The sequence below is a fragment of the Microlunatus sp. YIM B11417 genome, assembly GCF_059617205.1.
The window spans coordinates 1,436,048-1,458,544 of the sequence record NZ_JCAMPJ010000001.1 but is presented as its reverse complement, the minus strand read 5'-3'; the positions used below and the strand labels follow the sequence as shown (position 1 = coordinate 1,458,544).

General features: G+C 70.6%; 25 protein-coding genes. 9 read left to right on the top strand and 16 right to left on the bottom strand.

From position 1 onward, the window contains the following. Positions 1-3: 3 nt before the first annotated feature. From truB to rimP, 7 genes are all read right to left on the bottom strand, one after another. Positions 4-939 carry a tRNA pseudouridine(55) synthase TruB gene (truB, locus tag AC6CCG_RS07365; protein WP_496653837.1) on the bottom strand — a complete coding sequence of 312 codons (936 nt, stop codon included), beginning with the start codon at positions 937-939 and terminating at the stop codon, positions 4-6. Beyond that, entirely contained in the window at positions 914-1,351 is a 438-nt protein-coding gene (gene rbfA / locus AC6CCG_RS07360; protein ID WP_496653836.1) for a 30S ribosome-binding factor RbfA, read from the bottom strand. Before rbfA ends, truB begins: the two co-directional genes overlap by 26 nt. Next, entirely contained in the window at positions 1,348-4,329 is a 2,982-nt protein-coding gene (gene infB, locus AC6CCG_RS07355) for a translation initiation factor IF-2 (protein ID WP_496653835.1), read from the bottom strand. The genes rbfA and infB overlap by 4 nt, the downstream gene beginning before the upstream one ends. Positions 4,330-4,620: 291 nt before the next feature. Then, positions 4,621-4,872: a YlxR family protein gene (locus AC6CCG_RS07350; RefSeq protein WP_496653834.1), complete on the bottom strand. Its 252-nt coding sequence runs from the start codon at positions 4,870-4,872 to the stop codon at positions 4,621-4,623. Beyond that, entirely contained in the window at positions 4,869-5,402 is a 534-nt protein-coding gene (locus tag AC6CCG_RS07345) for a P-loop nucleotide/nucleoside kinase family protein (protein ID WP_496653833.1), read from the bottom strand. The genes AC6CCG_RS07350 and AC6CCG_RS07345 overlap by 4 nt, the downstream gene beginning before the upstream one ends. Continuing rightward, positions 5,399-6,382, bottom strand: coding sequence for a transcription termination factor NusA (gene nusA / locus AC6CCG_RS07340; protein ID WP_496653832.1), 984 nt, complete (start codon positions 6,380-6,382; stop codon positions 5,399-5,401). Before nusA ends, AC6CCG_RS07345 begins: the two co-directional genes overlap by 4 nt. A 1-nt stretch (position 6,383) precedes the next feature. Next, the gene (gene rimP, locus AC6CCG_RS07335) at positions 6,384-6,854 is read right to left on the bottom strand and encodes a ribosome maturation factor RimP (RefSeq protein ID WP_496654399.1); all 471 of its coding nucleotides are present in this window, start codon (positions 6,852-6,854) and stop codon (positions 6,384-6,386) included. Positions 6,855-6,968: 114 nt separating this feature from the next. Here rimP and AC6CCG_RS07330 point away from each other — a divergent pair, with 114 nt between their 5' ends. After that, positions 6,969-7,988, top strand: a complete 1,020-nt coding sequence (locus AC6CCG_RS07330) for a DUF4439 domain-containing protein (RefSeq protein ID WP_496653831.1) — start codon at positions 6,969-6,971, stop codon at positions 7,986-7,988. A gap of 4 nt (positions 7,989-7,992) precedes the next feature. Here AC6CCG_RS07330 and AC6CCG_RS07325 read toward each other — a convergent pair whose 3' ends face one another. After that, positions 7,993-8,793, bottom strand: a complete 801-nt coding sequence (locus tag AC6CCG_RS07325) for a sulfite exporter TauE/SafE family protein (RefSeq protein ID WP_496653830.1) — start codon at positions 8,791-8,793, stop codon at positions 7,993-7,995. 5 nt (positions 8,794-8,798) lie between these two features. Next, positions 8,799-10,571: a proline--tRNA ligase gene (locus tag AC6CCG_RS07320; RefSeq protein WP_496653829.1), complete on the bottom strand. Its 1,773-nt coding sequence runs from the start codon at positions 10,569-10,571 to the stop codon at positions 8,799-8,801. 164 nt (positions 10,572-10,735) lie between these two features. On the opposite strand from AC6CCG_RS07320, the gene AC6CCG_RS07315 reads away from it, so the two are divergent. From AC6CCG_RS07315 to AC6CCG_RS07305, 3 genes are all read left to right on the top strand, one after another. Next, complete coding sequence (locus AC6CCG_RS07315; RefSeq protein WP_496653828.1) at positions 10,736-11,056, top strand: ArsR/SmtB family transcription factor; 321 nt, start codon at positions 10,736-10,738, stop codon at positions 11,054-11,056. Continuing rightward, positions 11,046-11,603: an SRPBCC family protein gene (locus AC6CCG_RS07310; protein WP_496653827.1), complete on the top strand. Its 558-nt coding sequence runs from the start codon at positions 11,046-11,048 to the stop codon at positions 11,601-11,603. Before AC6CCG_RS07315 ends, AC6CCG_RS07310 begins: the two co-directional genes overlap by 11 nt. Positions 11,604-11,762: 159 nt before the next feature. Next, on the top strand, positions 11,763-12,590 hold the full coding sequence (locus AC6CCG_RS07305) for a serine protein kinase RIO (protein ID WP_496653826.1): 828 nt from the start codon (positions 11,763-11,765) through the stop codon (positions 12,588-12,590). A gap of 8 nt (positions 12,591-12,598) precedes the next feature. Here AC6CCG_RS07305 and AC6CCG_RS07300 read toward each other — a convergent pair whose 3' ends face one another. Together AC6CCG_RS07300 and AC6CCG_RS07295 are read right to left on the bottom strand one after the other, a co-directional pair. Beyond that, positions 12,599-13,345, bottom strand: coding sequence for a VOC family protein (locus tag AC6CCG_RS07300; RefSeq protein ID WP_496653825.1), 747 nt, complete (start codon positions 13,343-13,345; stop codon positions 12,599-12,601). Beyond that, on the bottom strand, positions 13,345-13,503 hold the full coding sequence (locus tag AC6CCG_RS07295) for a ribbon-helix-helix domain-containing protein (RefSeq protein WP_496653824.1): 159 nt from the start codon (positions 13,501-13,503) through the stop codon (positions 13,345-13,347). Before AC6CCG_RS07295 ends, AC6CCG_RS07300 begins: the two co-directional genes overlap by 1 nt. Positions 13,504-13,597: 94 nt before the next feature. Between AC6CCG_RS07295 and AC6CCG_RS07290 the strand changes: the two genes are divergently transcribed. Both AC6CCG_RS07290 and AC6CCG_RS07285 read left to right on the top strand, forming a co-directional pair. Next, positions 13,598-14,602, top strand: a complete 1,005-nt coding sequence (locus AC6CCG_RS07290) for an ABC transporter substrate-binding protein (RefSeq protein WP_496653823.1) — start codon at positions 13,598-13,600, stop codon at positions 14,600-14,602. Between the two features lie 31 nt (positions 14,603-14,633). After that, complete coding sequence (locus AC6CCG_RS07285) at positions 14,634-15,086, top strand: DoxX family protein (RefSeq protein ID WP_496653822.1); 453 nt, start codon at positions 14,634-14,636, stop codon at positions 15,084-15,086. On the opposite strand, the gene AC6CCG_RS07280 is transcribed toward AC6CCG_RS07285, so the two are convergent. From AC6CCG_RS07280 to AC6CCG_RS07265, 4 genes are read right to left on the bottom strand one after another with little or no spacing between them, the layout of a single operon-like run. After that, positions 15,041-15,847, bottom strand: coding sequence for an NAD-dependent epimerase/dehydratase family protein (locus AC6CCG_RS07280; RefSeq protein ID WP_496653821.1), 807 nt, complete (start codon positions 15,845-15,847; stop codon positions 15,041-15,043). The two genes, AC6CCG_RS07285 and AC6CCG_RS07280, sit on opposite strands and share 46 nt — an antisense overlap. Continuing rightward, complete coding sequence (locus AC6CCG_RS07275; RefSeq protein WP_496653820.1) at positions 15,847-16,833, bottom strand: mannonate dehydratase; 987 nt, start codon at positions 16,831-16,833, stop codon at positions 15,847-15,849. Before AC6CCG_RS07275 ends, AC6CCG_RS07280 begins: the two co-directional genes overlap by 1 nt. Before the next feature lie 20 nt (positions 16,834-16,853). Further along, complete coding sequence (locus AC6CCG_RS07270; protein ID WP_496653819.1) at positions 16,854-18,146, bottom strand: mandelate racemase/muconate lactonizing enzyme family protein; 1,293 nt, start codon at positions 18,144-18,146, stop codon at positions 16,854-16,856. Positions 18,147-18,173: 27 nt separating this feature from the next. Then, positions 18,174-18,986: an RraA family protein gene (locus AC6CCG_RS07265; protein WP_496653818.1), complete on the bottom strand. Its 813-nt coding sequence runs from the start codon at positions 18,984-18,986 to the stop codon at positions 18,174-18,176. A 123-nt stretch (positions 18,987-19,109) separates the two neighbouring features. On the opposite strand from AC6CCG_RS07265, the gene AC6CCG_RS07260 reads away from it, so the two are divergent. Both AC6CCG_RS07260 and AC6CCG_RS07255 read left to right on the top strand, forming a co-directional pair. Continuing rightward, on the top strand, positions 19,110-19,871 hold the full coding sequence (locus tag AC6CCG_RS07260; RefSeq protein ID WP_496653817.1) for an IclR family transcriptional regulator: 762 nt from the start codon (positions 19,110-19,112) through the stop codon (positions 19,869-19,871). Between the two features lie 51 nt (positions 19,872-19,922). Continuing rightward, positions 19,923-20,867 carry a phosphotransferase family protein gene (locus AC6CCG_RS07255; protein ID WP_496653816.1) on the top strand — a complete coding sequence of 315 codons (945 nt, stop codon included), beginning with the start codon at positions 19,923-19,925 and terminating at the stop codon, positions 20,865-20,867. Here AC6CCG_RS07255 and AC6CCG_RS07250 read toward each other — a convergent pair. Beyond that, positions 20,829-21,629 carry a class I SAM-dependent methyltransferase gene (locus AC6CCG_RS07250; protein ID WP_496653815.1) on the bottom strand — a complete coding sequence of 267 codons (801 nt, stop codon included), beginning with the start codon at positions 21,627-21,629 and terminating at the stop codon, positions 20,829-20,831. The two genes, AC6CCG_RS07255 and AC6CCG_RS07250, sit on opposite strands and share 39 nt — an antisense overlap. Before the next feature lie 139 nt (positions 21,630-21,768). Here AC6CCG_RS07250 and AC6CCG_RS07245 point away from each other — a divergent pair, with 139 nt between their 5' ends. Further along, complete coding sequence (locus AC6CCG_RS07245; RefSeq protein WP_496653814.1) at positions 21,769-22,311, top strand: dihydrofolate reductase family protein; 543 nt, start codon at positions 21,769-21,771, stop codon at positions 22,309-22,311. Positions 22,312-22,497: the final 186 nt, after the last annotated feature.

Here is a 22,497-nt window from a genome sequence, read left to right as displayed (position 1 = left end):
CTGTCAGTCGACGAAAACGGCATCGGCGACGGCGTCCGGGCCGGCCGGCCGGTAGAGCGCCAGGAAGCGGCCGTCCCCGGCGAACACCGCGGTCGGGTCGGCGGGCAACGCGAGTCCGGTCAGCCGGCGGCCGTGCCGGACGGCTTCGGCCTGGCCGTCGTCCAGGGTGCGGGTCGGGAACTGTTCGGCCGCGACCTCGTCGATCCCGATCAGCCGCAGCCCGTCGGCATCGGCCGCGTCCAGGGTCTGCGCACGATCCTCGGTGAACGAACCCACCGCGGTCCGGCGCAGCGCCGTCAGGTGTCCCCCGGTCCCGAGGCTCGCGCCCAGGTCGCGGGCCAGGGCCCGGATGTAGGTGCCGGCGGTGCACTCCACCGCAACGTCCAGGTCGACCAGGGGCAGCCCGGTGACGTCGTGCAGTTCGCGCCGCTCCAGCAGCGTGAACTCCGAGACCGTGACCGGCCGCGCCGCGAGCTCGACCGCCTGGCCCTCCCGAACCCGGGTGTAGGAACGGACGCCGTTGATCTTGATCGCCGACACCGCGCTCGGCACCTGCCGGATGGCCCCGGTCAGCCGGGCCATCGCGGCCGCAACCCGGTCCGGCGCCACGTCCGCAGCGCCGAGCCGACCGACCACCTCGCCGTCGGCGTCGTCGGTCACCGTACTGACGCCGAGCCGGATCGTCGCCGTGTAGCGCTTGATCGTCGCGGTCAGGTGGCCGAGCAGCCGGGTGGCCCGGTTGATGCCGATCACCAGCACGCCGGTGGCCATCGGGTCGAGCGTCCCGGCGTGACCGACCCGGCGGGTTCCGGCCAGCCGGCGCACCCGGGCGACCACCTGGTGCGAGGTCAGCCCGCCGGGCTTGTCGATGATGACCAAGCCCGAACCGGTGGTCCCGGAGGCGCCGCCGGCGTCAGTCCTCGTCTTCGGTCTCGTCATCGGCGCGCTTGTACGGATCCGGATCGCCGGCGTAACTGGCTCCGGCGGCCCGCTCCGCCACCTCGGCATCGCCGGCCTTGGCCTGGGCCAGCAGGTCGTCGATCTGCCGAGCGGTCTCCGGCACCGCGTCCTCGATGAACGCGAGTGTCGGGGTGAACCGCAGGCCGAGCTGCTTGCCGACCTGCGACCGGATCAGGCCGGTCGCCGACCGCAGCGCGGCCGCCGTCCCGGCCCGCTCCTCGTCGCTGCCGAGCACGGTGTAGAAGACGGACGCCTCGCGGCTGTCGCCGGTCAACCGGACGTCGGTCACGGTGACGAAGCCGAGCCGCGGGTCCTTGACCCGCCGCTCCAGCATCTCCGCCACGATCACCTTGATCTGGTCGGCCAGCTTCAGCACCCGCGGCGAGCTCACACCCGCTCCTTCTCCCGCATCTCGAAGGTCTCCACCACGTCACCGACCCGGATGTCGGAGTAGTTGGCGAGGGTGAGGCCGCACTCGAAGCCCTCCCGCACCTCGGTGACGTCGTCCTTCTCCCGCCGGAGCGAGGAGATGGTGGTCTCGGTCAGCACCACGCCGTCGCGGATCAGGCGGGCCGAGGCGTTGCGCCGGACCAGCCCGTTGGTGATCATGCAGCCCGCGATGACGCCGGCCCGGGACGACCGGAAGATCTCCCGGATCTCGGCCTGGCCGAGCTGAGCCTCTTCGTAGATCGGCTTCAGCATGCCCTTCAGCGCCGCCTCGATCTCATCGATCGCGGCGTAGATCACCGAGTAGTAGCGGACGTCGACGCCGAGCCGGTCGGCCAGTTCGGACGCCTTGCCCTGGGCGCGGACGTTGAAGCCGATGATCACCGCGTCGAACGCGGCCGCCAGGTTGACGTTGGTCTCGGTGATGCCACCGACACCGCGGTCGATCACCTGCAGCGCGACCTCGTCGCCCACGTCGATCTTGGACAGCGCCTCTTCCAGAGCCTCGACCGAGCCGGAACCGTCGCCCTTCAGGATCAGCTTCAGTTCCTGCTTCTCGCCCTTCTCCAGCTGCTCGAACAGCTGGTCCAGGGTCTTCCGGCGGGCACCGGCGGCCTGCGCCGCGGCACGCAGCCGGGCGGACCGGCGGTCGGCGATCTGCCGGGCCGTACGGTCGTCGGACACCACCAGGAACGAGTCGCCGGCGCCGGGCACCGCGGTCAGGCCGAGCACCTGGACCGGCATCGACGGCGGAGCCTCCTTCACCGACTCGCCGGCGTCGTTGATCATGGCGCGGACGCGGCCGTGGGCCGGCCCGGCGACGATCGAGTCGCCGACCCGGAGCGTTCCGCGCTGCACCAGCACCGTGGCGATCGGACCGCGGCCCGTCTCCAGGTGACCTTCGATCGAGATGCCCTGCGAGTCCATCGAGTCGTTGGCCCGCAGGTCGAGCGCCGCATCGGCGGTCAGCACGATCGCCTCGAGCAGGTCGTCGAGGCCCTCGCGGGTGATCGCGGAGACGTTGACGAACATCGTGTCGCCGCCGTACTCCTCCGGCACCAGCCCGTACTCGGTGAGCTGACCGCGCACCTTGGACGGATCCGCCCCCGGCTTGTCGATCTTGTTCACCGCGACCACGACCGGCACCTCGGCCGCCCGGGCGATGTTCAGCGCCTCGATCGTCTGCGGCATCACACCGTCGTCGGCCGCCACCACCAGGACGGCGATGTCGGTCGACTTGGCACCGCGGGCTCGCATGGCGGTGAACGCCTCGTGACCCGGGGTGTCGATGAAGGTGATCTTGCGTTCCTGATCGTCGACCTCGGTCGACACCTGGTAGGCGCCGATCTTCTGGGTGATGCCACCGGCCTCGCCGGCGACCACGTTGGTCTTGCGCAGCGCGTCCAGCAGCTTCGTCTTGCCGTGGTCGACGTGACCCATGACGGTGACGACCGGCGGCCGGGCCACCAGCTCCTCCTCGCCACCGGTGTCCTCGCCGAACTCGATGTCGAAGCTCTCCAGCAGCTCGCGGTCCTCGTCCTCGGGCGAGACGACCTCGATCTCGTAGTTGAGCTCGGAGCCGAGCACCTGCAGCGTCTCGTCCGGCACCGACTGGGTGGCCGTGACCATCTCGCCGAGGTGGAACAGGGCCTGCACCAGGGCTGCCGGATCCGCGCCGATCTTCTCGGCCAGGTCGGTCAGCGAGGCGCCCCGGGCGAGCCGGACCTTCTCACCGTCGCCCTGGCGGACGCGGATGCCGCCGAGGGACGGGGCCTCCATCTCGTTGAACTCTTGCTTGCGCTGCTTGCGCGACTTGCGGCCACGCCGGGCCGGACCGCCCGGACGCCCGAAGGCACCCTGGGTCCCGCCGCGACCACCGCGACCGCCACGCCCGGCGGGCGGACCGCCCGGAGCGCCGCCGCCACCGGGACCGCCGCCCGGACCGCGACCCGGAGCACCGCCACGGCCGCGACCACCGCCGCCACCACCGCCCGGACCGCCACGGCCACGGGCCGGGGCGCCGCCGAGCTGGCCGGACGACTGCTTCGGCATCATCGCGGGGTTGGGCCGCGGGATGCCGGGAACGCCACCGCCGCCGGGGCCGGGCCGGCCGGCCGGCGCCGGACCACCGGGCCGGCCGGACTGCGGACGCGGACCACCGGGGCGGCCGCCGCCTTCCTGACCGGGCCGCGGAGCGCGCGGCTGCCCCATGCCCTGGGACGACGAGAACGGGTTGTTACCGGGTCGCGGAGCGCCACCCGGGCGAGGCCGGGCGCCACCCGGCAGACCGCCGGTCGAGCCGGGGCGCGGAGCGCGCGGCTGACCGCCGGGGCGCGGCTGGTCCGGACGCGGACCGTCGCCGCGACCCTCCTGCCGCCCGGGCGCACGGCCCGGCGCCGGGCGCGGCGTCGGCCGCGGCCGGTTGTCCCGCGGCGCGCCGTCGGACCGCGTGTCCGGACGGTTGTCCGACCGCGTGTCCGGACGACTGTCCGTACGGTTCTCCGGCCGGGCCGGGGCGGGACCCGGCGTGGGCCGGGACGGCGCCGGAGTCTCCGCCGGCGGAGGCGTCTCGGCGCGCGGGGCCGGTGCCTCCGCAACGGGTTCGGGCTTCTTCTCCGCCTCGACGGGCGGGGCGACAGGCGCGGGGGCTGCCTCGACAGGCGCCTCCGGCACGGCAGGCTTGGCCGTCACTGCCTCTTCCTTGGACGGGCTCGCGGGCGCCTTCTTGGCGGGAGCCTTCTTGGATGCCTTCTTGGCGGGCTGCTCGCTCGCCAGTCGCTCCGTCAGCCGACGGACGACCGGGGCCTCGACGGTCGACGATGCCGACCGGACGAACTCCCCCATGTCCTTCAGGGTGCTGAGGACGACCTTGCTTTCGACTCCGAGCTCCTTCGCGAGCTCGTAGACCCGGACCTTAGCCACTACTCTCCTCGTTCGGTCCGGACCTTGGGCTAGGCGCGGACCAGCTAGTTGTCGTGCATGCTCATTGAGGTGTACTCATCGAGTGGTCATGAGCGTTAGCCCACCTTCTGGTTCGACGCGGGAGATCCCGGTGCACGACGTGCCTCGAGGCCCACGCTTCGGCTGGTTGCCCGCCCGGTCTCGGGCAGGCAGGTGATCACTGGCCGTACGGCCGAGCACTTACTCTATGCCCAAGCCTACGCATCTGCCTAAGCGGGTACCCCTCGGCACGACTCGGGTGTCGCAGCCCGGTCAGCCGGACGGCAGGGTGAGGTCGGCCAACTGCTCGGCGCCGATCCCCTCGGTCCGGAGGGCCCGGCCGAAGGCGCGCTTCTTCGTGGCCTGGGCGAGGCACTTCGGATCCGGATGCAGGTAGGCACCGCGACCCGGGGCGACCTGTCCTTCGTCGACGATCACCCGGCCGCCGGACCAGACGACCCGGAGCAACGCCTCCTTTTCGGTACGCCGACGGCAGCCGATGCAGGTCCGGACCGGGTCGCTCACCGCGTCACCGTAGCCCGGACCACGGCGAGCGCCGCCCCGACCGCCGCGTCGAGGTCGGTGGTGTCGATCCGGTGCCGCGGGCCGTCCCGGGACTCGTCCCACGGCTCGTACTCACCGGCCTGGACCTCGGCCCACGTCGGTACGGTCTGGCCGGCCAGGTCGGGCCGGCGGTCGGTGACCCGGCGGCGGTGTTCGGCCTCGTCGGGGACGACGGTCTCCAGGAAGACCGGGCAGGCCCGGTCGGCCAGGGTCCGCCAGCCGGCGCGCGCCTCGGGTACCGGATTGACCGCGTCGACCACCACCGCGGTCCCCAGGCTCAGCATACCGAGGGCGATCTCGTACGCGATCGTGTAGCCGACCGGGCCGACCGGCGGCTGGACGGTGCCGGTGCGCAGCAGGGCGGTCTCGATCGCGTCGACGCGGACGTACCCGGCGCCGAGTTCGCGGGCCAGCCGGGTGGCCAGGGTGGTCTTGCCGGTGCCGGGACGCCCGGCGAGCAGGAGCAGCAGCGGGCGGTCCGCTGTGGTCAAGCCTGTTCCTTGACCGGCTCGGTGTCGGAGCGGATGTCGATCCGCCAGCCGGTCAGCCGGGCGGCGAGCCGCGCGTTCTGGCCCTCCCGGCCGATCGCCAGCGACAGCTGGTAGTCCGGCACGACGACCCGGGCAGCCCGCTGGCCCTCGTCGACGACGGTGACCGAGGAGACCTTGGCCGGCGACAGCGCGTGGCCGACGAACTTCGCCGGGTCCGGGGAGTAGTCGATGATGTCGATCTTCTCCTCGTTCAGCTCGTGCATCACGGCGCGCACCCGCTGCCCCATCGGGCCGATGCAGGCGCCCTTCGCGCTGACCTCGGGGTTGTTGCTGACGACCGCGATCTTGCTCCGGTGGCCGGCCTCGCGGGCGACCGCCTTGATCTCGACCGTCCCGTCGGCGATCTCCGGCACCTCCATCCGGAACAGCTTCTCGACCAGGCCCGGATGGGTCCGGGACACCACGACCTGAGGCCCGCGGACCTCCTTGCGGACCGAGACCACGTAGACCCGGAGCCGGGTGCCGTGACTGTAGGTCTCGCCGGGCACCTGCTCGGCCAGCGGCATGATCGCCTCGATCTTGCCCAGGTCGACCAGCACGGTGCGGGTGTCGCTGCCCTGCTGGACCACGCCGGACACGATGTCGCCCTCGACCCCGGAGAAGTGGCCGTACTTCTGCTCGTCCTCGGCGTCGCGCAGCCGCTGCATGATCACCTGGCGCGCGGTCGACGCCGCGACCCGGCCGAAGCCCTCCGGCGTGCTGTCGTACTCGCCGATCCTGGTGCCGTCGTCGTCCAGCTCGGGGACCATCACGTTGACGTGCCCGGTCTTGCGGTTGAGCTCGACCCGAGCCCCGGGAACCGCGCCGTCGGTCTTGTCGTACGCGGACAGCAGCGCTTCCTCGATCGCGGCGACCAGAATGTCGAACGGGATGTCCTTCTCCCGCTCCAGCAACCGCAGTACGGAAATGTCGATGTCCACGTCAGCCCTCCTCGGCGCGATTCAGCTCGACCTGGACCAGCGCCTTGCCGATATCGGCAAAACGTACCGAAATCTGCTCCGATTCTGTCGTCAGCAGGACCTGATCATCGTGCACTTCGGCGATTCGGCCGGTGATTTCGGTGCCGTCGGCGGTGCTCACGCGGACCAGCCGGCCGGCGTTGCGGCGCCAGTGCCGGGTCAGGGTGAGCGGGCGGGAGACGCCGCGCGAGGTGACTTCGAGCGTGTACGGAGCCGAGCCGGCCGCGTCGTCGGCGTCGAGGGCGGCCGAGACCGCCTTGGTCGCCTCTGCGATGTCGTCGAGCAGCGGACCGGTCCCGTCCGGGCCGTCACCGTCGACCACGAGCCGCAACAGGCGCCGCTTCCCGGCGGGTACGATCTCGACGGCCTCGAGCTCCAGACCGTGTTCCGCGAGCACTGGGGTCAGCAACTGCTCGATGTGGACGTCCTTCATCCCCCAGCTCCGTTCGATTGATATGTTGAGGTGCCTGATGTTGCGGGCCGCAGTTTCGCCGACCAGGCATTGTTCCATGACCTCCGTAGTTTCTTGACGCAGGGGACCAACCCGATGAATTCACCGTTGCCCCGGCGCGCCGTGCTGCTGACCGGGTTCGGCGTTCTCTCCGGTCTCGCCGTCAGCGGGGCCGTGGCCGGGTGCGACGCCAAGCCGCCGGTCCAGCCGAGCACCGCACCGGAGCCGGCGCCGACCCAGCCGCCCGTCTTCGCCGGCGGCGCCGCGGCGGCCAAGCTCGAGGAGCAGCTGGCCCGGCAGGCCCGGTCGCTGCTCAAGGCCGGCGACGACGAGCTCGGCCGTCCGCTGACCGCGATCCTGACCGCCGCCGCGGCCGGCCACCAGCTCCACCTGACGGCCCTGGTCGCACCGGAGCCGACCGGCCGGCCGACCAGCGGCGGCAGCCCACGGCCGACCCCGAAGCCGACCAAGGCGGCCCTGCCCGGCGGGCTCGAGGACCTGGCCGCCGCGGAGGCCGCCGCCGCCACCGAGTACGCCGAGCGGGCCGTCGCCGCCGAGTCGGTGACGGCCCTCTTCTGGGCGTCCCTCGCGGCCGCCGCCGACGGCTACGGCCAGGCGCTCCGGCAGCAGGGCGACTCGGCCAAGGGTGCCGGGCCGGCCAAGGCACCGAAGCCGGTCCCGCACCGCCCGGTCGCGCCGGTCGACCCGGAACAGGCCCGGCGGGCCATGGTCGATCAGCTGCACGCAGTCAGCTACGGCTACCAGACGGCGATCGGGCACCTGACCGAGCAGCGGTTCGAACGGGCCGCGACCGCGCTGCGGCAGTACCGCAGCCTGCGCGACCGGCTGATCGCCGAGCTCGTCGACGCGTCGGCCGAGGTCCCGCCGGCGGCACCCGCCTACGACGTCCCGGTCCGGCCCACCGACGCCGGTTCGGCCACGAAGTTGATCATGACCCTGGACACCGCACTGCTGCCGTTCTGCGGCCAGTGGGTCGCCGCCGCGGACTCCGAGGAGGACCGCGAGCTGGCCGTCGGCACGCTCCGCTCCACCACGGTCTCCGCGGTCGGCTGGGGCGGCCCGCTGCTCAGCTGGCCCGGCTACGTCGAGCCCTGATCGGTCAGGGCAGGAACTGCATCACCGTGTCGTAGCCGAGCTTGAGGATCAGGGCGAGGACGACGATCAGGAACACCCGCCGGACGAACTCGTTGCCGCCGCGGATCGCCATCCGGGCGCCGAGCAGCCCGCCGATCAGGTTCGCCGCGCCCATCGCCAGGCCGAGCTGCCAGATCAGCTGGCCGTGCACGCCGAAGACGATGATCGCCCCGATGTTCGTGGTCAGGTTGGCGATCCGGGCCTTGGCGCTGGCCTCCAGGAAGCCGTACCCGAGCACGCTGACCAGCAAGATCACGAAGAAGGCGCCGGTGCCCGGGCCGATCAGCCCGTCGTAACAGCCGATGCCGAGCCCGATCGCCGCGGCCCGGCCGTAGTGGTGGCCGCCGGCGTGCTTGCGCTCGCTGGTCATGCCCAGCTTGGGCCGGCGCCAGGTGAAGATCCCGACGCCGATCAGCGCGACCAGCACGATCGGGGTGAAGATCGCCTTCGGCAGGTACTGCGCCACCATCGCGCCACCGGCCGCGCCCAGACCGGAGGTGATCACCAGCGGGATGATCGTCCGCCAGTCCGGTCTGACCTTGATCGCGTACGTGATCGAGGCGACCGCCGTCCCCCAGACGCTGGACAGCTTGTTCGTGCCGAGGATCGCCGCCGGCTGGCTGTCCGGCAGGCCGATCAGCAGCGCCGGCAACTGCAGCAGGCCGCCGCCGCCGACCACCGAGTCGATCCAGCCGGCCGCGAACGCGACCAGGATCAACAGCGCGACCCCGAGCAGCGACAGCTGGAGGCCGTCGTTGAGCAGCACCGACGTTAGACGAGGAGGTCCGCGGCGCTGCCCTCACGGATCAGGGCGAGCAGGTGGCCGAGCGCATCCGCGACCGCGATGTCGGTGCGCTCACCGGTCCGGCGGTCCCGGACCTCGATCAGGCCGTCGGCCAGGCCGCGGCCGACCACGACGATCGTCGGCATGCCGAGGATCTCGGAGTCGGCGAACTTGACGCCGGGGCTGACGTTCCGGTCGTCCAGCAGCACCTCGATGCCGGCCTCGTCCAGCCGGGTGGCGAGCTCGTGGGCGTACTCGGCGATCTCGGTGCCCTTGCCGGCGGCCACGATGTGCACCCGGTACGGCGCGATCTCCGGCGGCCAGGCCAGGCCCTTCTCGTCGCTGGTGTCCTCGGCCACCGCGGCGACGGCGCGGGACACGCCGACCCCGTACGAGCCCATGGTGACCGTGGTCAGCTTGCCGTTCTGGTCGAGGACCTGCAGGCCGAGCGCCTCGGCGTACTTCTTGCCCAGTTGGAAGATGTGGCCTAGCTCGATGCCGCGGGCCAGGTGCAGCGGGCCGGAACCGTCCGGCGACGGGTCGCCCTCGCGGATGTCGGCGACGTCGATCGTGCCGTCCGGGGTGAAGTCGCGGCCGCAGACCAGGTCGAAGACGTGCTTCCCCGGCTGATCGGCGCCGGTCACCCAGCGGGTGCCGACGCCGACCCGCGGGTCGACCAGGTATTTGATCTTGGTCACCGAGTCCTCGCCCAGCGCGCCGGGACCGATGTAGCCCTTGACCAGGCCCGGGTAGGCCGCGAAGTCGGCCTCGCCGAACGGCTCCGCGGTGGCCGGCTCCAGCTGCGCCTCCAGCCGCTTCGCGTCGACCTCGCGGTCGCCGGGGATCCCGATCACCAAGGGATAGCGGGTCTTGCCGTCGGGCTCGGTGACCATGAGGACGACGTTCTTCAGGGTGTCGCTCGCCTGCCAGGGCCGGTCCGGCCGCGGCACCCGCTCGTTGGCGACCGCGACCAGGGTGTCGATGGTCGGCGTGTCCGGGGTGTCCTCGACGTGCGCGGCCGGGGCGTCGTCGTACGGGATCGGCTCGGCGGGCGCGATCCGGACCGCCTCGACGTTGGCCGCATAGCCGCCGGGCGAGCGGACGAACGTGTCCTCGCCGTTCTCGGCCAGGCCCAGGAACTCCTCGCTGGCCGAGCCGCCCATCGCGCCGGACATGGCGGAGACGATCTCGTACTGCAGGCCGAGCCGGTTGAAGATCTTGATGTAGGCGTCCCGGTGCGCGTCGTAGGACTTCTGCAGGCCGCTGTCGTCGAGGTCGAAGGAGTACGAGTCCTTCATGACGAACTCGCGCCCGCGCAGGATGCCGGCCCGCGGCCGCGCCTCGTCGCGGTACTTGGTCTGGATCTGGTAGAGCGACAGCGGCAGGTCCTTGTACGAGGAGCAGAGGTCCTTCACCACCAGGGCGAAGATCTCCTCGTGGGTCGGGCCGAGCAGCATGTCGTTGCCACGCCGGTCCTTGAGCCGGAACAGGTTCGGGCCGTACTCGGTCCACCGGTTCGTCGCCTCGTACGGCTCGCGCGGCAGCAGCGCCGGCAGGTGCACCTCCTGCGCCCCCATCGCGTCCATCTCCTCGCGGACGACGGCCTCGATCTTCCGCAGCACCCGGTAGCCGAGCGGCAGCCAGGAGTAGATGCCCGGGGCGGTCCGCCGGATGTACCCGGCCCGGACCAGCCAGCGGTGGCTGGGCACCTCGGCGTCCGCCGGGTCCTCGCGCAGGGTCCGGACGAACAACTCCGTCATGCGAGTGATCACGTCGGTGCTGGCCTTTCTTCGACTTTCTTCGGGGGTGCCGGGGTACGTCGCCGTACCACCCGTGCACCTTATCGCCAGTCCACGGGTGGTCCGCGCCATGCCGATCTGCATATCCCTTGTCATTCATATGAACGATGAGTAATGTCTCGGTCATGGACGGTTTCACGGTGCTGGCGGACCCGACCCGGCGGCGCGTCCTGGACGCGCTGGCCGCCGGCGAGTCCGACGTCGGCTCACTGGTCGACCGGCTGGCCCTGTCCCAGTCGCTGACCTCGAAGCACCTCCGGGTGCTCCGGGACGCCGGCGTCGTCACGGTACGGATCGACGGCCCGCGGCGGGTCTACCGGCTGAGCGACCGCCCCCTGCCCGACGTGATCGCCTGGATCACGCCCTACTACCGCCGGTGGTCGCGGGGCCTCGACCGGCTGTCCGAACTACTGGAACAGGAGAAGGAGTCCTCCGATGCCGAATGAACTGATCAAAAACGCGATCGACGCCACGGGCTTCGACGCGGCGACGCTCACCGACGACGGCGGGACCTGGGTGCTCACCATGACCCGGTCGCTGCCCCGCAGCCCGGAGCAGGTCTGGCCCTGGCTGACCGAGCCGGACCGGCTGGCCCAGTGGTCGCCGATCGTGCCGGACCGGGCGCTGACCAGCCGCGGCACGGCCCAGTCCCGGGAGAACCCGGGCGACGAGCCGGCCGACGCCGAGGTGCTGGAGGTCGACCCGCCGCGCGAGTTGATCCACCGCTGGGGCGATCACACGCTGCGCTGGACCCTCGACCCGGTCGCCGAAGGCAGCCGCCTGACCCTGGAACAGCGCTTCGCCGGCGACCCCGCGCTCGGCCCCCAGATGGCCGGCGGCTGGCACGTCTGCATCAGCGTGCTCGAGGTCAACGTCGGCGGCAACCCGGTGGACCGGGTGGTGGGCTCGGACGCGGACGAGTACGGCTGGCAGCGGCTTCATGATCATTACGCCGCGCAGTGGAACGTCGGGGCACCGAAGGCCGCCGGATAAATTCGGTTGCCAGGTGCGGCTCGGGTCGGACACGATCGTGCGGCAAGTGAAGTTCGTGCCGGGAGCGGCCCGGTGCCTGAGGAAGGAGGCGTGACATGTCCATCGCCTCCCTTGGTCATGCCCTCATGACCATCGCCCTCAGCACAGGAGCACATCCCCATGACCGAATCGCGGTCCGCCGCGGACTACGGCTTCGACTTCACCTTCGAGGCCAAGCCTGACCTGCCCGACAACCAGCGCTGGTCTCGTTACGACGAGATGGGCGTGCTCACCGGGCCCGAACCGGTGCCCGACTGGGTGATCACCGAGATGGCGATCGACACCGAGCTGGGCATTCTCAAGACCGGCAAGGAGGCCGACGTCCATCTGGTCGAACGGGCCTCCGACGACCGGGTCGAACTCCACGCCGCCAAGCGCTACCGCTCCCATGATCATCGCCAGTTCCACCGGGACAGCGGGTACGTCGAGGGACGCAAGATCAGGAACTCCCGGGACCGCCGGGCGATGGCCAAGGGCAGTCAGTGGGGCCGCACCGTCGAGGCCGGCCAGTGGGCCGCCGCCGAGTGGGGCACCCTCTGCGACCTCTGGTCGGCCGGCCTCCCGGTGCCGTACCCGATCCAGCTCGACGGCACCGAGATCCTGATGGAGTTGATCACCGACGAGGACGGCCGCCCGGCGCCGCGGCTGGCCCAGGCCAGGCCGGATCGGGACCTGCTGGCCGTCTTCTGGCAGCAGCTCACCGACGCGATGCGAGTGCTGGCCTCCCGCCAACTGGCCCACGGCGACCTGTCCCCGTACAACATCCTGGCCACGGAGGAACGGGTCGTGATCATCGACCTTCCCCAGGTCGTCGACATCGTCGGCAATCCGCAGGGCATGGAATTCCTGGCCCGGGACTGCCGCAACGTCGCGACCTGGTTCACCGGCAAGGGACTGGAGGTCGACGCCGACGAGCTGCTGTCGGAGTTGATCACCTACGCCTGGTGATCATGGACCTAGGACGGCCAGACCTCGATCAGCTGACCGTCCGGGTCCGTCACCGCGATCCGCCGCGGGTCGCCCAGGAGCGACGGCTGGTAGCCGGCCGCGGTGAGCCGGTCCGCCACCGCCTCCAACGGTTCCTCGGTCTGGAAGCTCAGGCCGATCGAACCCTCCTGCGCATCCGTGTGGGCCCGATGCAGGAGGATCACCCCGCGGTCGCCGTTGCGGAGATGATGATGATCTTCGGAGCCCTCCTCGTCTGGATGAAACCCGAACCGTGCGAAGAACGGAGCCACCTCATCCAGGCGATTGGTGAAGAAGACCACGACGACCTCCATCGGCCCGGGCTGCGGATCATGCCGCTCGTAGCCGTAGAAGTCGCGCTGCTCCTCGTTGATCGAGAGCTCGCCGCCGAACGGCGTCCTGACCTTGGCCTGGACCCCGAAGGACTCGTCCCAGACGGTGGTCTCCAGCCCCTGCGTCTCCAGATACTCGGCGGCCGCCCGGGCCTCCGGCGCGACCATGACCAGTCCGGTCTGCCCGCCCGGGGCTCCGGACGCACTGCGGTCACCGGAGGCATGCAGCGCCACGGATCCGCTCCGGCCGCGCAGGTCGTACCAACCGGTGCCCTTGCTGACCAGGACGCCCAGCCCGAGCGTCTCCAGGAACCGCGCCATCGCGGCCGGCTCGTCGGAGAACCGGAAGGCCTGGGCGAGGAACGTCGGCACGGCAACCTTGTTCTGTTCCGTCATGGTGATCATCACTGTCCCTTCTTCGTCGTCAGGTAGGCCTCGAGCGCCGTCTCGACCACGGCCGAGAGACTGCGGCCCTCGTCGATGGCCTGGTGCTTGAACCGGCGGACCAGGTCCGGCGGCAGGTAGACGTTGAACTGAACCTTGCTCGGCTTGTCACTCACCATGGCTAATATGCTAGCAATCTAGCTCCGGGACCTGTCAAGGTCCGTTCGGCTGCCCTGAGCTAAGGTCTGCCTAACCAGAACGAAGGGGAACCCGATGCGCCCGTTGCGCCTGCTTGTCGTGATCATGGTCGGCCTGGCCCTGCTGGCCACAGGCTGTGGCAGCGGCGGCACACCACCATCCGGTGCGGCGCCGGCGCCCCAGCGGCTCGGCCCGACCACCGCACCGGGCGACGAGGTCTGCGGCGAGACCCGGCCGGCCGCCGGGCCGACGACGATCGAGCACGCGATGGGATCGACCACCGTGCCGGACGACGCGCAGCGGATCGTGGTCCTGGACAGCGACAAGCTGGACACGATCTGCGCGCTCGGGTTGCAGGACCGGCTGGTCGGCACGATCTCGCTGGACAGCGGCCAACCGAGCTACCTCGGCCCGACGATCAAGGCCGTGCCGACGGTCGGCAAGATCTCCGAGCCGGAGCTGGAGAAGATCGCCGGCCTGCGCCCCGACCTGATCCTCGGCTCGAAGTTCCGCACCCCGGACCTGTACGACCAGCTGTCCCAGATCGCACCGACGGTGTTCACCGAGCTGGTCGGCCTGACCTGGCAGGAGAACTTCCTGCTCGACGCGAGCGCCCTGCGCCGGGGCGACCAGGCCCGGGAACTCCTTGATCAACTCAAGGCGGAAGCCAAGACCACCGGTTCGGAGGTGGACGGAGCCCAGGCCGAGGCCTCGATCGTCCGGTTCATCAAGGGCGGCATCCGGATCTACGGCCCGACCAGCTTCTCCGGCTCGGTGCTCGAGCTGGCCGGCATCTCCCGGCCGGAGTTCCAGCAGCTCAACGGCGCCGAGGACCGGCGCTTCGCCGAGATCAGCGCCGAGGAACTGCCGAAGGCGGACGGCAAGATCATCTACGTCACCGCGTACGGTCCGGACGCCACCGCCGAGCAGGATCAGCTGCTCAAGGACCCGCTCTGGCAGACCCTGAGCGGCGTCAAGAGCGGCCGGGTTTTCCTGGTCTCGGACGAGGTCTGGATGACCGGGATCGGCGTGATCGCGGCGCACGGCATCCTGGAGGACCTGAAGACCTCGCTCGGCTGAACCACACCCCACGAGGTGATATAACGTCGTTATGGCGACTTCCTCCGGCGTACGTGGCCACCATGCGGTCTCGATCATCCTCTGGGTGTTCCAGGCCGTGGCCGCGTTGATCTTCCTGCTCGCAGCGCTCGGCAAGTTCAGCGGTGCGCCGGAGAGTGTGGCGTCGTTCGACGCCCTCGGGGCCGGGGTCTGGCTGCGCTACACCGTCGGCGTGGCCGAGGTGATCGGCGCCGTCACGCTGCTGATCCCTCCGCTGTGCGGCGCGGCCGCGCTCGCGTTCTCCCTGTTGATGATCGGCGCCGTGCTGACCCAGGTGCTCGCCGTTGGCGCCGGCTGGACGCTCCCCCTCGGTCTGCTGGTCCTGGTCGTGATCATCGCCTGGGGTCGCTGGCCGCGGACCGCTCGGTTGATCGCCCGGATCCGTACCGGGGCAGGGAATCAGGAGACCCAGCCGAGCCGGTCCCGGGCCGGCGAGCCGTCGTAGAACCCGCGGTGACCGGACAGGTCGCCGCGGATCGGTGTGTCCGGGAAGTAGCGGCGGGCCAGTTCCTCGCTCGGCACGTCGCTGGCGGTCTCGCCGGCGACGACGTAGAACACCTCGGCGCCCCGGACCTCCCCGGTCAGCGCGGCCAGGCAGACGGCGGCGCACGCGTCGGGCGGCGAGTAGCCCCACAGGTCCGGCGCCGCGGCCGCCTCGTTGCGGCGGATGTGGGCCACCCGCGCCTCGCGTTCCATGATCGCCGAGAAGCGCAGGCTGGCCACCGACACGGACGGGAACCGGCGGACGATCGAGCGGGCCTGCTCCTCCAGGATCCACTTGGACAGGCTGTACGGATCCTCGGCGTAGGTCGGATGCGCCGTGTCGATCGGGAAGTAGTCGTAGCGCGGCGTGCGGCTGTAGATGCCGCCGATCGCGTTCACGCTGGACGCCGCACAGACCCTGGTCACGCCAGCCTCGGCGGCCGCCAGCAGCACCGCGTAGGAGCCCGCCACGTTGTCGTTGTGGGTCCGCGGCCAACCGGGCTGCGGACCGGCCCAGGCAGCCAGGTGGATCACGGCGTCGACGCCGTCGAGCAGCGCACGGACGGCGTCGTAGTCGGTGACGTCGGCGATCACCGGCTGCACCAGCGGCCCGGCCTCGATGAGCGCCCGATCGCAGGCGATCACCGAGTGCCCGGCCGCGGTCGCGGTGTCGACCACCCGCCGGCCGAGCCGACCCGCGGCGCCGGTGATCATGATCCGCATCAGGTCTCCTTGCTCGCGGCCTCGATCAGTCCGCGCATGTAGCCGATCGCGAAGAGCCGCCCCAGTGTGCCGTACCCCACGTCGGAGAGCGGTTCGCCGTACATCGTCGGTACGTGATCACACCGCATCAGGCCGTCGAAGCCGATGTCGCGATACGCCTTGACGCAACCGTACATGTCGGTCGGCCCGGCATCGTGCCAGGTCTCGGTGAACTTCTCGACGGTGCCCTCGACGTCACGGAAGTGGACGAAGAAGATCTTGCCGTCCGCGCCGAGCTCGCCGATCGCGGCCGGAAGATCATCGGTCATCAGCCGGAAGTTGCCCTGGCAGAAGGTGATCCCGTTCATCGGCGAGTCGACGGTCTGCAGCAGCCTGCGGTACCCGTCCAGGCTGGACATGATCCGGCCGACCCCGCCGAGCGGCGACAGCGGCGGATCGTCCGGATGCATCGCCAGCCGGACGCCGGCGTCCTCGGCCACCGGGATCACCCGGCGCAGGAAGTACTCCAGGTTCTCCCAGAGTTGATCTTCGGCGATCTCGCCCAGCTCCGGCGGCGGCCCCGCCTCGAAGGCCGTCCGGTCGAAGGCGGTGACCACCGAGCCGGCCCGGGACGGCGTGCTGGTGGAGGTGCGGACCCAGTTCCGGTCGGTCATCCACTCGTAGCACCAGACCGGGATGCCGAGCTTGCCCATGCTGGTGATCAAGGTGCAGACCGCATCGATCTCCGCGTCCCGGCCGGGCAGCCCTCGCTTGGCCAGGTTGAGCGGCGGCCGCCATTCGATCACGCCGAGGTCGAACCCGGCCTGGTTGTAGCGGTCCTTGAGCCGCAGCATCGGCAGGTAGTCCCAGGGCGCGTCGCCACCGCCGGCATCCAGCCGGGCCACCGGTGGCAGCGTGCCCACCGCGTCCTCCACCCCGGCCTGCGCGACCAGTCTGGACAGCGTGCCGCCCACCTCGGCACCGGGCACGACCTCGGCGATCTTCACGTGCTCAACTCCTCCATGGCTCAGCTCCAGAGACGATCATGGGCGGCCTCGTTGTCCCAGATCGCCGTGTCGGCGAACAGGACCGGCGCTCTCGGGTCGAGATGCTCGGCGAACAGTTCCTCGTTGACGTCGGCGAAGCCGAGGCCCGGCGTCTCCGGCACGGCGATGTGGCCGTCGTCGGCGATGATCGGGTTCGGCAGGCCGGTGACCAGGTCGTTCCAGAACTCGACGTCGGCGGCGTGGTGTTCCAGGGCCAGGAAGTTCTGCGTCGCCGCGGCCAGATGGACGCTCGCCATGGTCGCGACCGGCGACGCGGCGAGGTGCAGCGCCATCGCGATCCCCTTCTCCTCCGCGTAGTCGCCCAGCCGCTTGGTCTCGGCGATCCCGCCCGAGGTCGCCGGGTCGGGATGCACCACCCGGATCGCCCCGGCGTCCAGCAGGGGCTTGAAGTTCTCGGTCAGGTAGATGTCCTCGCCGGTGCAGGTCGGCACCGCGACCGCCTCGGTCAGCTGACGCCACTGGTCCGTGTACTGCCACGGGATCAGGTCCTCGATCCAGGCCAGCGTGTACGGCTCCAGGGCCCGGCCGATCCGGATGCAGGAGTCGAGCGCGATGTGGCCGAAGTGGTCGGTGGCCAGCGCGACGTCGTACCCGACGATCTCGCGGACCCGCGCGACATAGGCGGCCAGCGCCTCGACCCCGCGTTGGGTGACCTGGATGCCGGTGAACGGGTGCATGGTCGCGGTGTCGGTCAGCGCACCGGGCGGCGCGATCAGCGCACCCGGCAGGTCCTTGATCAGATTGATGCCGACGTCCATCTTGAGCATGGTGAAGCCGCGCGCCCTGCGGTCCAGCAGCCGCTCCGCCATCCGTTCCGGGTCGGCCTCGCTCGGTGTGTCGGCGTAGCACCGGACCCGGTCCCGGAACTGGCCGCCGACGAGGGCGTACGCGGGGACGCCGTAGGCCTTGCCGGCCAGGTCCATCAGCGCCATCTCGATCCCGCAGACACCGCCGCCCTGCCGCCCGTGCGCACCGAACTGTTTGATCTTGCGGAAGATCTTGTCCAGATTGCACGGGTTCTCGCCGATGATCCGGCTCTTCAAGATCAACGCGTAGCTGGCGCTGGCCCCGTCCCGGACCTCGCCGTAGCCGACCAGCCCCTGGTTGGTCTCCAGCCTGATGATCGTCGACGGGAACGGGACACCGACCAGGTTGGCGATCTTGAGATCGGTGATCCGCAGCTGACTGGGCCGGGAGGCGGTGTTGACGTGGTCCTCGCTCAGCACGGGTACGCCCGAACCGACGGTGGTCATGGCGGGTTGCCTTCTCTCGTTGAGGATTCAGATCGGGTTGGCGCGGGTCCAGTCGGCGTAGTCGGCCTCGATGTGATCGGCCCAGGTGCCGGTGTCGATCTCGGTCGTGGTGTAGATCCGCTCCGAGATGCGCAACTTGCCGAAGCGGTCCCGGTGGGCGGTCTTCTTGCTCTCCTGGACGACGGCGGCGACCAGGTGCGGCGGGATGAAGGTGACGCCGAGTTCGGTGCCGAGCACGACATCGCCGGGCAGCACGGTGGCACCGCCGATGGTGACGGCGGCGTTGACCGTGTTCAGCACGACCTCGCGGATCGGCGACGGGTCGGTGTCGCGGAAGTAGAAGTTGGCGTCGAGCTCGCGCAGTCCGGTGAGGTCCCGGACGCCGCCGTCGATCACGGCGCCGACCCCGGTCCGGGTGGCCACCGCCGTGCCGAGGTTGTCGCCGACCACGGTGCCGTTGAAGACCTTGCCGAAGATGTCGGCGACCAGACAGTCGCCGGCCCCCAGCGATTCGATCACCCAGGTGTTCTGCCGTCCGCCCTCGGTGAAGCCGTGCTCGCGACCGTTGCGGACCACCGCCTCGTTGTGGTCCGGACGGAACGGCACGAACCCGCAGGTCAGGGCGCGGCCGACGAACGGGCGGCCCGGCCGGGACTGGACCCAGCCGCCGACGTACTGCCGCGGATAGCCGGCATGATCGAGAACGGACCAGGCATGCTCGGCGGTGGCCCCGGCGAGCACCTCAAGATCATCGTCGGGGACCCGGGGACGCCCGTCGTCGGAACGCACCCCCTCCCACAACGGCGTGAGGGCGACGATCTCTTCGTAGGACGGCAGCATCGAGGAGTCCTCGGTTGACGGGAGTTGCGCAGAATGCAACGCTGTTGATCAATCCTGCGCAGCGGCTCCGCCGACTGTCAAGGGAGTGTTCGTTCCCTGAACGATGAGGTGAGGAGGCACGCGATGGAACGCCGCCCCGGTTCCGGTGATGGCCGCTCGTCCTCGCTGCGCCGCGGCCTCGTCGCGCTGGAACTGGTGGCCCAGTCCGGCAAGGACGGCGTCACCGTGACCGAGGTGGCGGCCCAGCTGGCCCTGGACAAGTCGAGCAGCTCACGGATCCTGGCCACCCTGCGCGAGGCGGGCTACGTCCGGCAGGACGTCAACCGGCGCTACTTCTCCACGCCGCGGCTGAGCAAGCTGGCCCACCGCCGGCCCGGGGTGCTCGACCTGGCCGGGCTGGCCCGGGCCCGGCTGGAACAGCTCCATGATCAACACGACGAGGCGATCCATCTCGCGGTGGTCAACGGCGGCGAGATGCTGTTCGTCGACTATCTGCAGACCAGGAAGGCCGTCCGGACCGAGATCCCGATGGTGCCGCGGCCGATCCACGAGGTCGCCGTCGGTGTCGCCGTCCTCGCTGCGGTCGAGCACGGCGAGCGATCCCAGCTGATGCGGGAGTCGCTGGCCGCGGCCCAGCACCGGCTGTCGCCTGCCGAGCGCCGGGAGCTGTCCGGCCAGATCGAGCGGGCCCAGCAGCGCGGCTGGGCGACCATCGAGCTCGGCGACGAGGTGACCCGGATCGCCGTCGCGCTGACCGATGGCGAGGGCAGCCCGGTCGGCGCGATCTGCCTGTCCGGTCCGTCGTACCGAATCGATCCGATGATCAAGGAACTCGCCCGCGACACCGTCGCCGCCGCGGTGGAGATCAGCTCCACCCTGCTCTGACGGCATCGTTAACCCGGTGCGCCGGCGGGCCCGGCCTGACAAGATCATCGAATGGCGGTCGACGAGAGTGCCCTGGCGACGGCGCTGGCGGGTGCGGGGCCCGCGATCTCCTTGCGGGGAAGGCCACGTCGCCTGGCCGGTTATGCCAACGAGGTCTGGTTCTGCGACAGCGACGCCGGGCCGGTCGTCGCCAAGGTGCGGTTGATCCCGGAGGAGGATCCCGAGCAGCTGGCCACCTATCTGCGCACGATGGAGCTACTGCGCGGGTACGACGTTGCGACGCCGGAACTGCTCGTCTTCGAGGAGTCCTGCACGGCCCTCGGCGGTCGTCAGTTCTCCGTGCTGCGGTACGCCGACGGCGAGGAGGCGTCCGCGGTCCTCGACCGGGTTCCGGCGCCCGTACGCGTCGAGTTGCTGAGGGAGTTCGGGAGGATCGTCGGCCGGCTGCACGCCATCGAGCTGCCGGCCGGGACGGTGTGGCGCGACGACACCGGGCAGGCCCATCCGGACTGGCCGGCGGTGTTCCGGGCCGCGCTCGACGAGGCACTGGCCGAGCTGGCCGGGCTCGAGGGTGACGACCGGCGGCTGGCCGATGCGGTGGCCGTGCGGCTCGACCGGGACGCGCCAGCGCTGTTGGCGTCCGTGGCTGCGCCGCGGCTGGTCCACCGGGACCTGCATCCCGGCAACTTCCTGGTCTCCCCCGGCAGGCCACCGGTGTTGCTGGACTTCGAGATGGTCCGGGAGTGGGACGCCGGGTACGACTTCATCAAGATCAACAGCAGCTTGCTGCCGGTCGTGCCCGGCGGGGCGGACGCCTTCCGGGCCGGGTACGCCGAGCACGCGACCACGGACGTCGGGTTCGCCGCGCGGGTCCGGCTCTACGAGGGTCTCTACGGCCTGCTGTCGGCCGCCGAGTTCCGCGGCGGCAACAGCCGGCACCGGAACTGGGCGAATGCGCTACGGCGTTGGCTCGCGGCGGAAGAGGACCGGTTGTGAGACCCAGTGCCGGGTCACCCGTCCGCCGGGGCGTTCGGCGAACAGCCGGCGTACCTCGCCGTAGAGATGATCACGTTTGGCCGGCTCCATGACGAGGTGGTTGGCGAACGTGTCGAGCAGCGCCAGGTAGCCGTCCACGTCGTAGTCGACCGCCCACACGTACTGGCGGTCGGCGACGGCGCGGAACAGGCCGGTGCCCTCGGCTTCCTCGATCAGCTTGCCGCTGTGGGGGCGCGGTGGCGCGGGCGGCCAGTCGATCGCCCCTTCGCCGAGTTCGTCGTAGACGGGCTGGACCTGGTCGAAGAACGGATCGTAGCCGTCGGGGAAGGCGTGCCGGGCGCCGAAGACCGCCAGCCAACCGCCCGGATTCAGCAGCCCGGCGGCCTTCGACCAGCGGAGTTCAGGATCGAGCCAGTGCCACACGTTGGCCGAGTAGACGAGGTCGTAGTGGTGGTCGGCCGGAGGCTCCCAGTCCTCGAAGCCGCTGGTGATCACCGAGACCAGCGGGAAGCCGGCCAGGTTGTGCCGGGCCTGCTCGGCCAGTCCGGGGCCGAGTTCGACGGCGGTGATCTTGAACCCGCGCCGCGCGACGTCGACGGTCGCGGTGCCCGGACCTGCGCCGATCTCCAGCAGGTTCGCCGGAGGCCGGAGGCTGGTCGCGGCGATCAGGTCGTCGAACAGCTCGGCGGGATAGGCCGGCCGGGCCGCCTGATAGATCGCTGCGGACTCGTCGAAGGCATCGCGCTGGCTCACGGAGGGCATGCCGCGATCCTCCCATCCGATCGCCGCCGACGCTCCTGACTTTCATCACTACCCGGAGGCCGAGGGGGCGGGGAGTCTCGATGGCACGAACCTCTCTCGCAGTGCTACCAGCCGGTCCGCCCGGTTGATCAAGGAGAACATGATCATGGGATTCCTCAAGGCCAGCCTGTTCATCTCGCTGGACGGCGTCACCGAAGACCCGGACACCTGGCACTTCCCCTATTTCGACGATCAGATGGGCGAGATCGTCGGCCGGCTGATGGGCGAGGCCGAAGCCACCGTGATCGGGCGGAAGACGTACGAGGACTTCGCCGCCTACTGGCCGGACGCCGACCCGGACGACCCGATCACCCAGCAGATGAACGGATCGCGCAAGTACGTCGTCTCCACCACGCTGACCGACCCGACCTGGCAGAACACGGACGTGATCACCGGGGACGTGGCCGCCGAGCTGACCAGGCTGAAGGCCGACACCAACCTCGGCACCACCGGCAGCCCTACCTTGGTCCGCTGGCTGGTCGAGCAGGGCCTCGTCGACGAACTGCATCTGCTGGTCCACCCGATCGTGGTCGGCCAAGGCGAGACGCTCTTCGCCGGCAGCAAGACCGTGCCCCTCAAGCTGCTCACCTCCACCGCCCTCGACTCCGGCGTCCTGCACCTGGCCTACGGCCGCGCCGAGTAGCGTCGTCGCTGCCCGAGCCGGCGCAGCTCCGCCGGCTCGGTCCCGTTCGACGCCCACCAGAGAGGACCCCGCTGTCGGCTCGGTGGGAGATCGCAGCCAGCAGAGCATGACGACCCAGCTCCAAGATCGTGAGTACCATCCGGGTCACCGGGCCACGTGATCGGGCGCTGGCCCGAAGATCGTCGT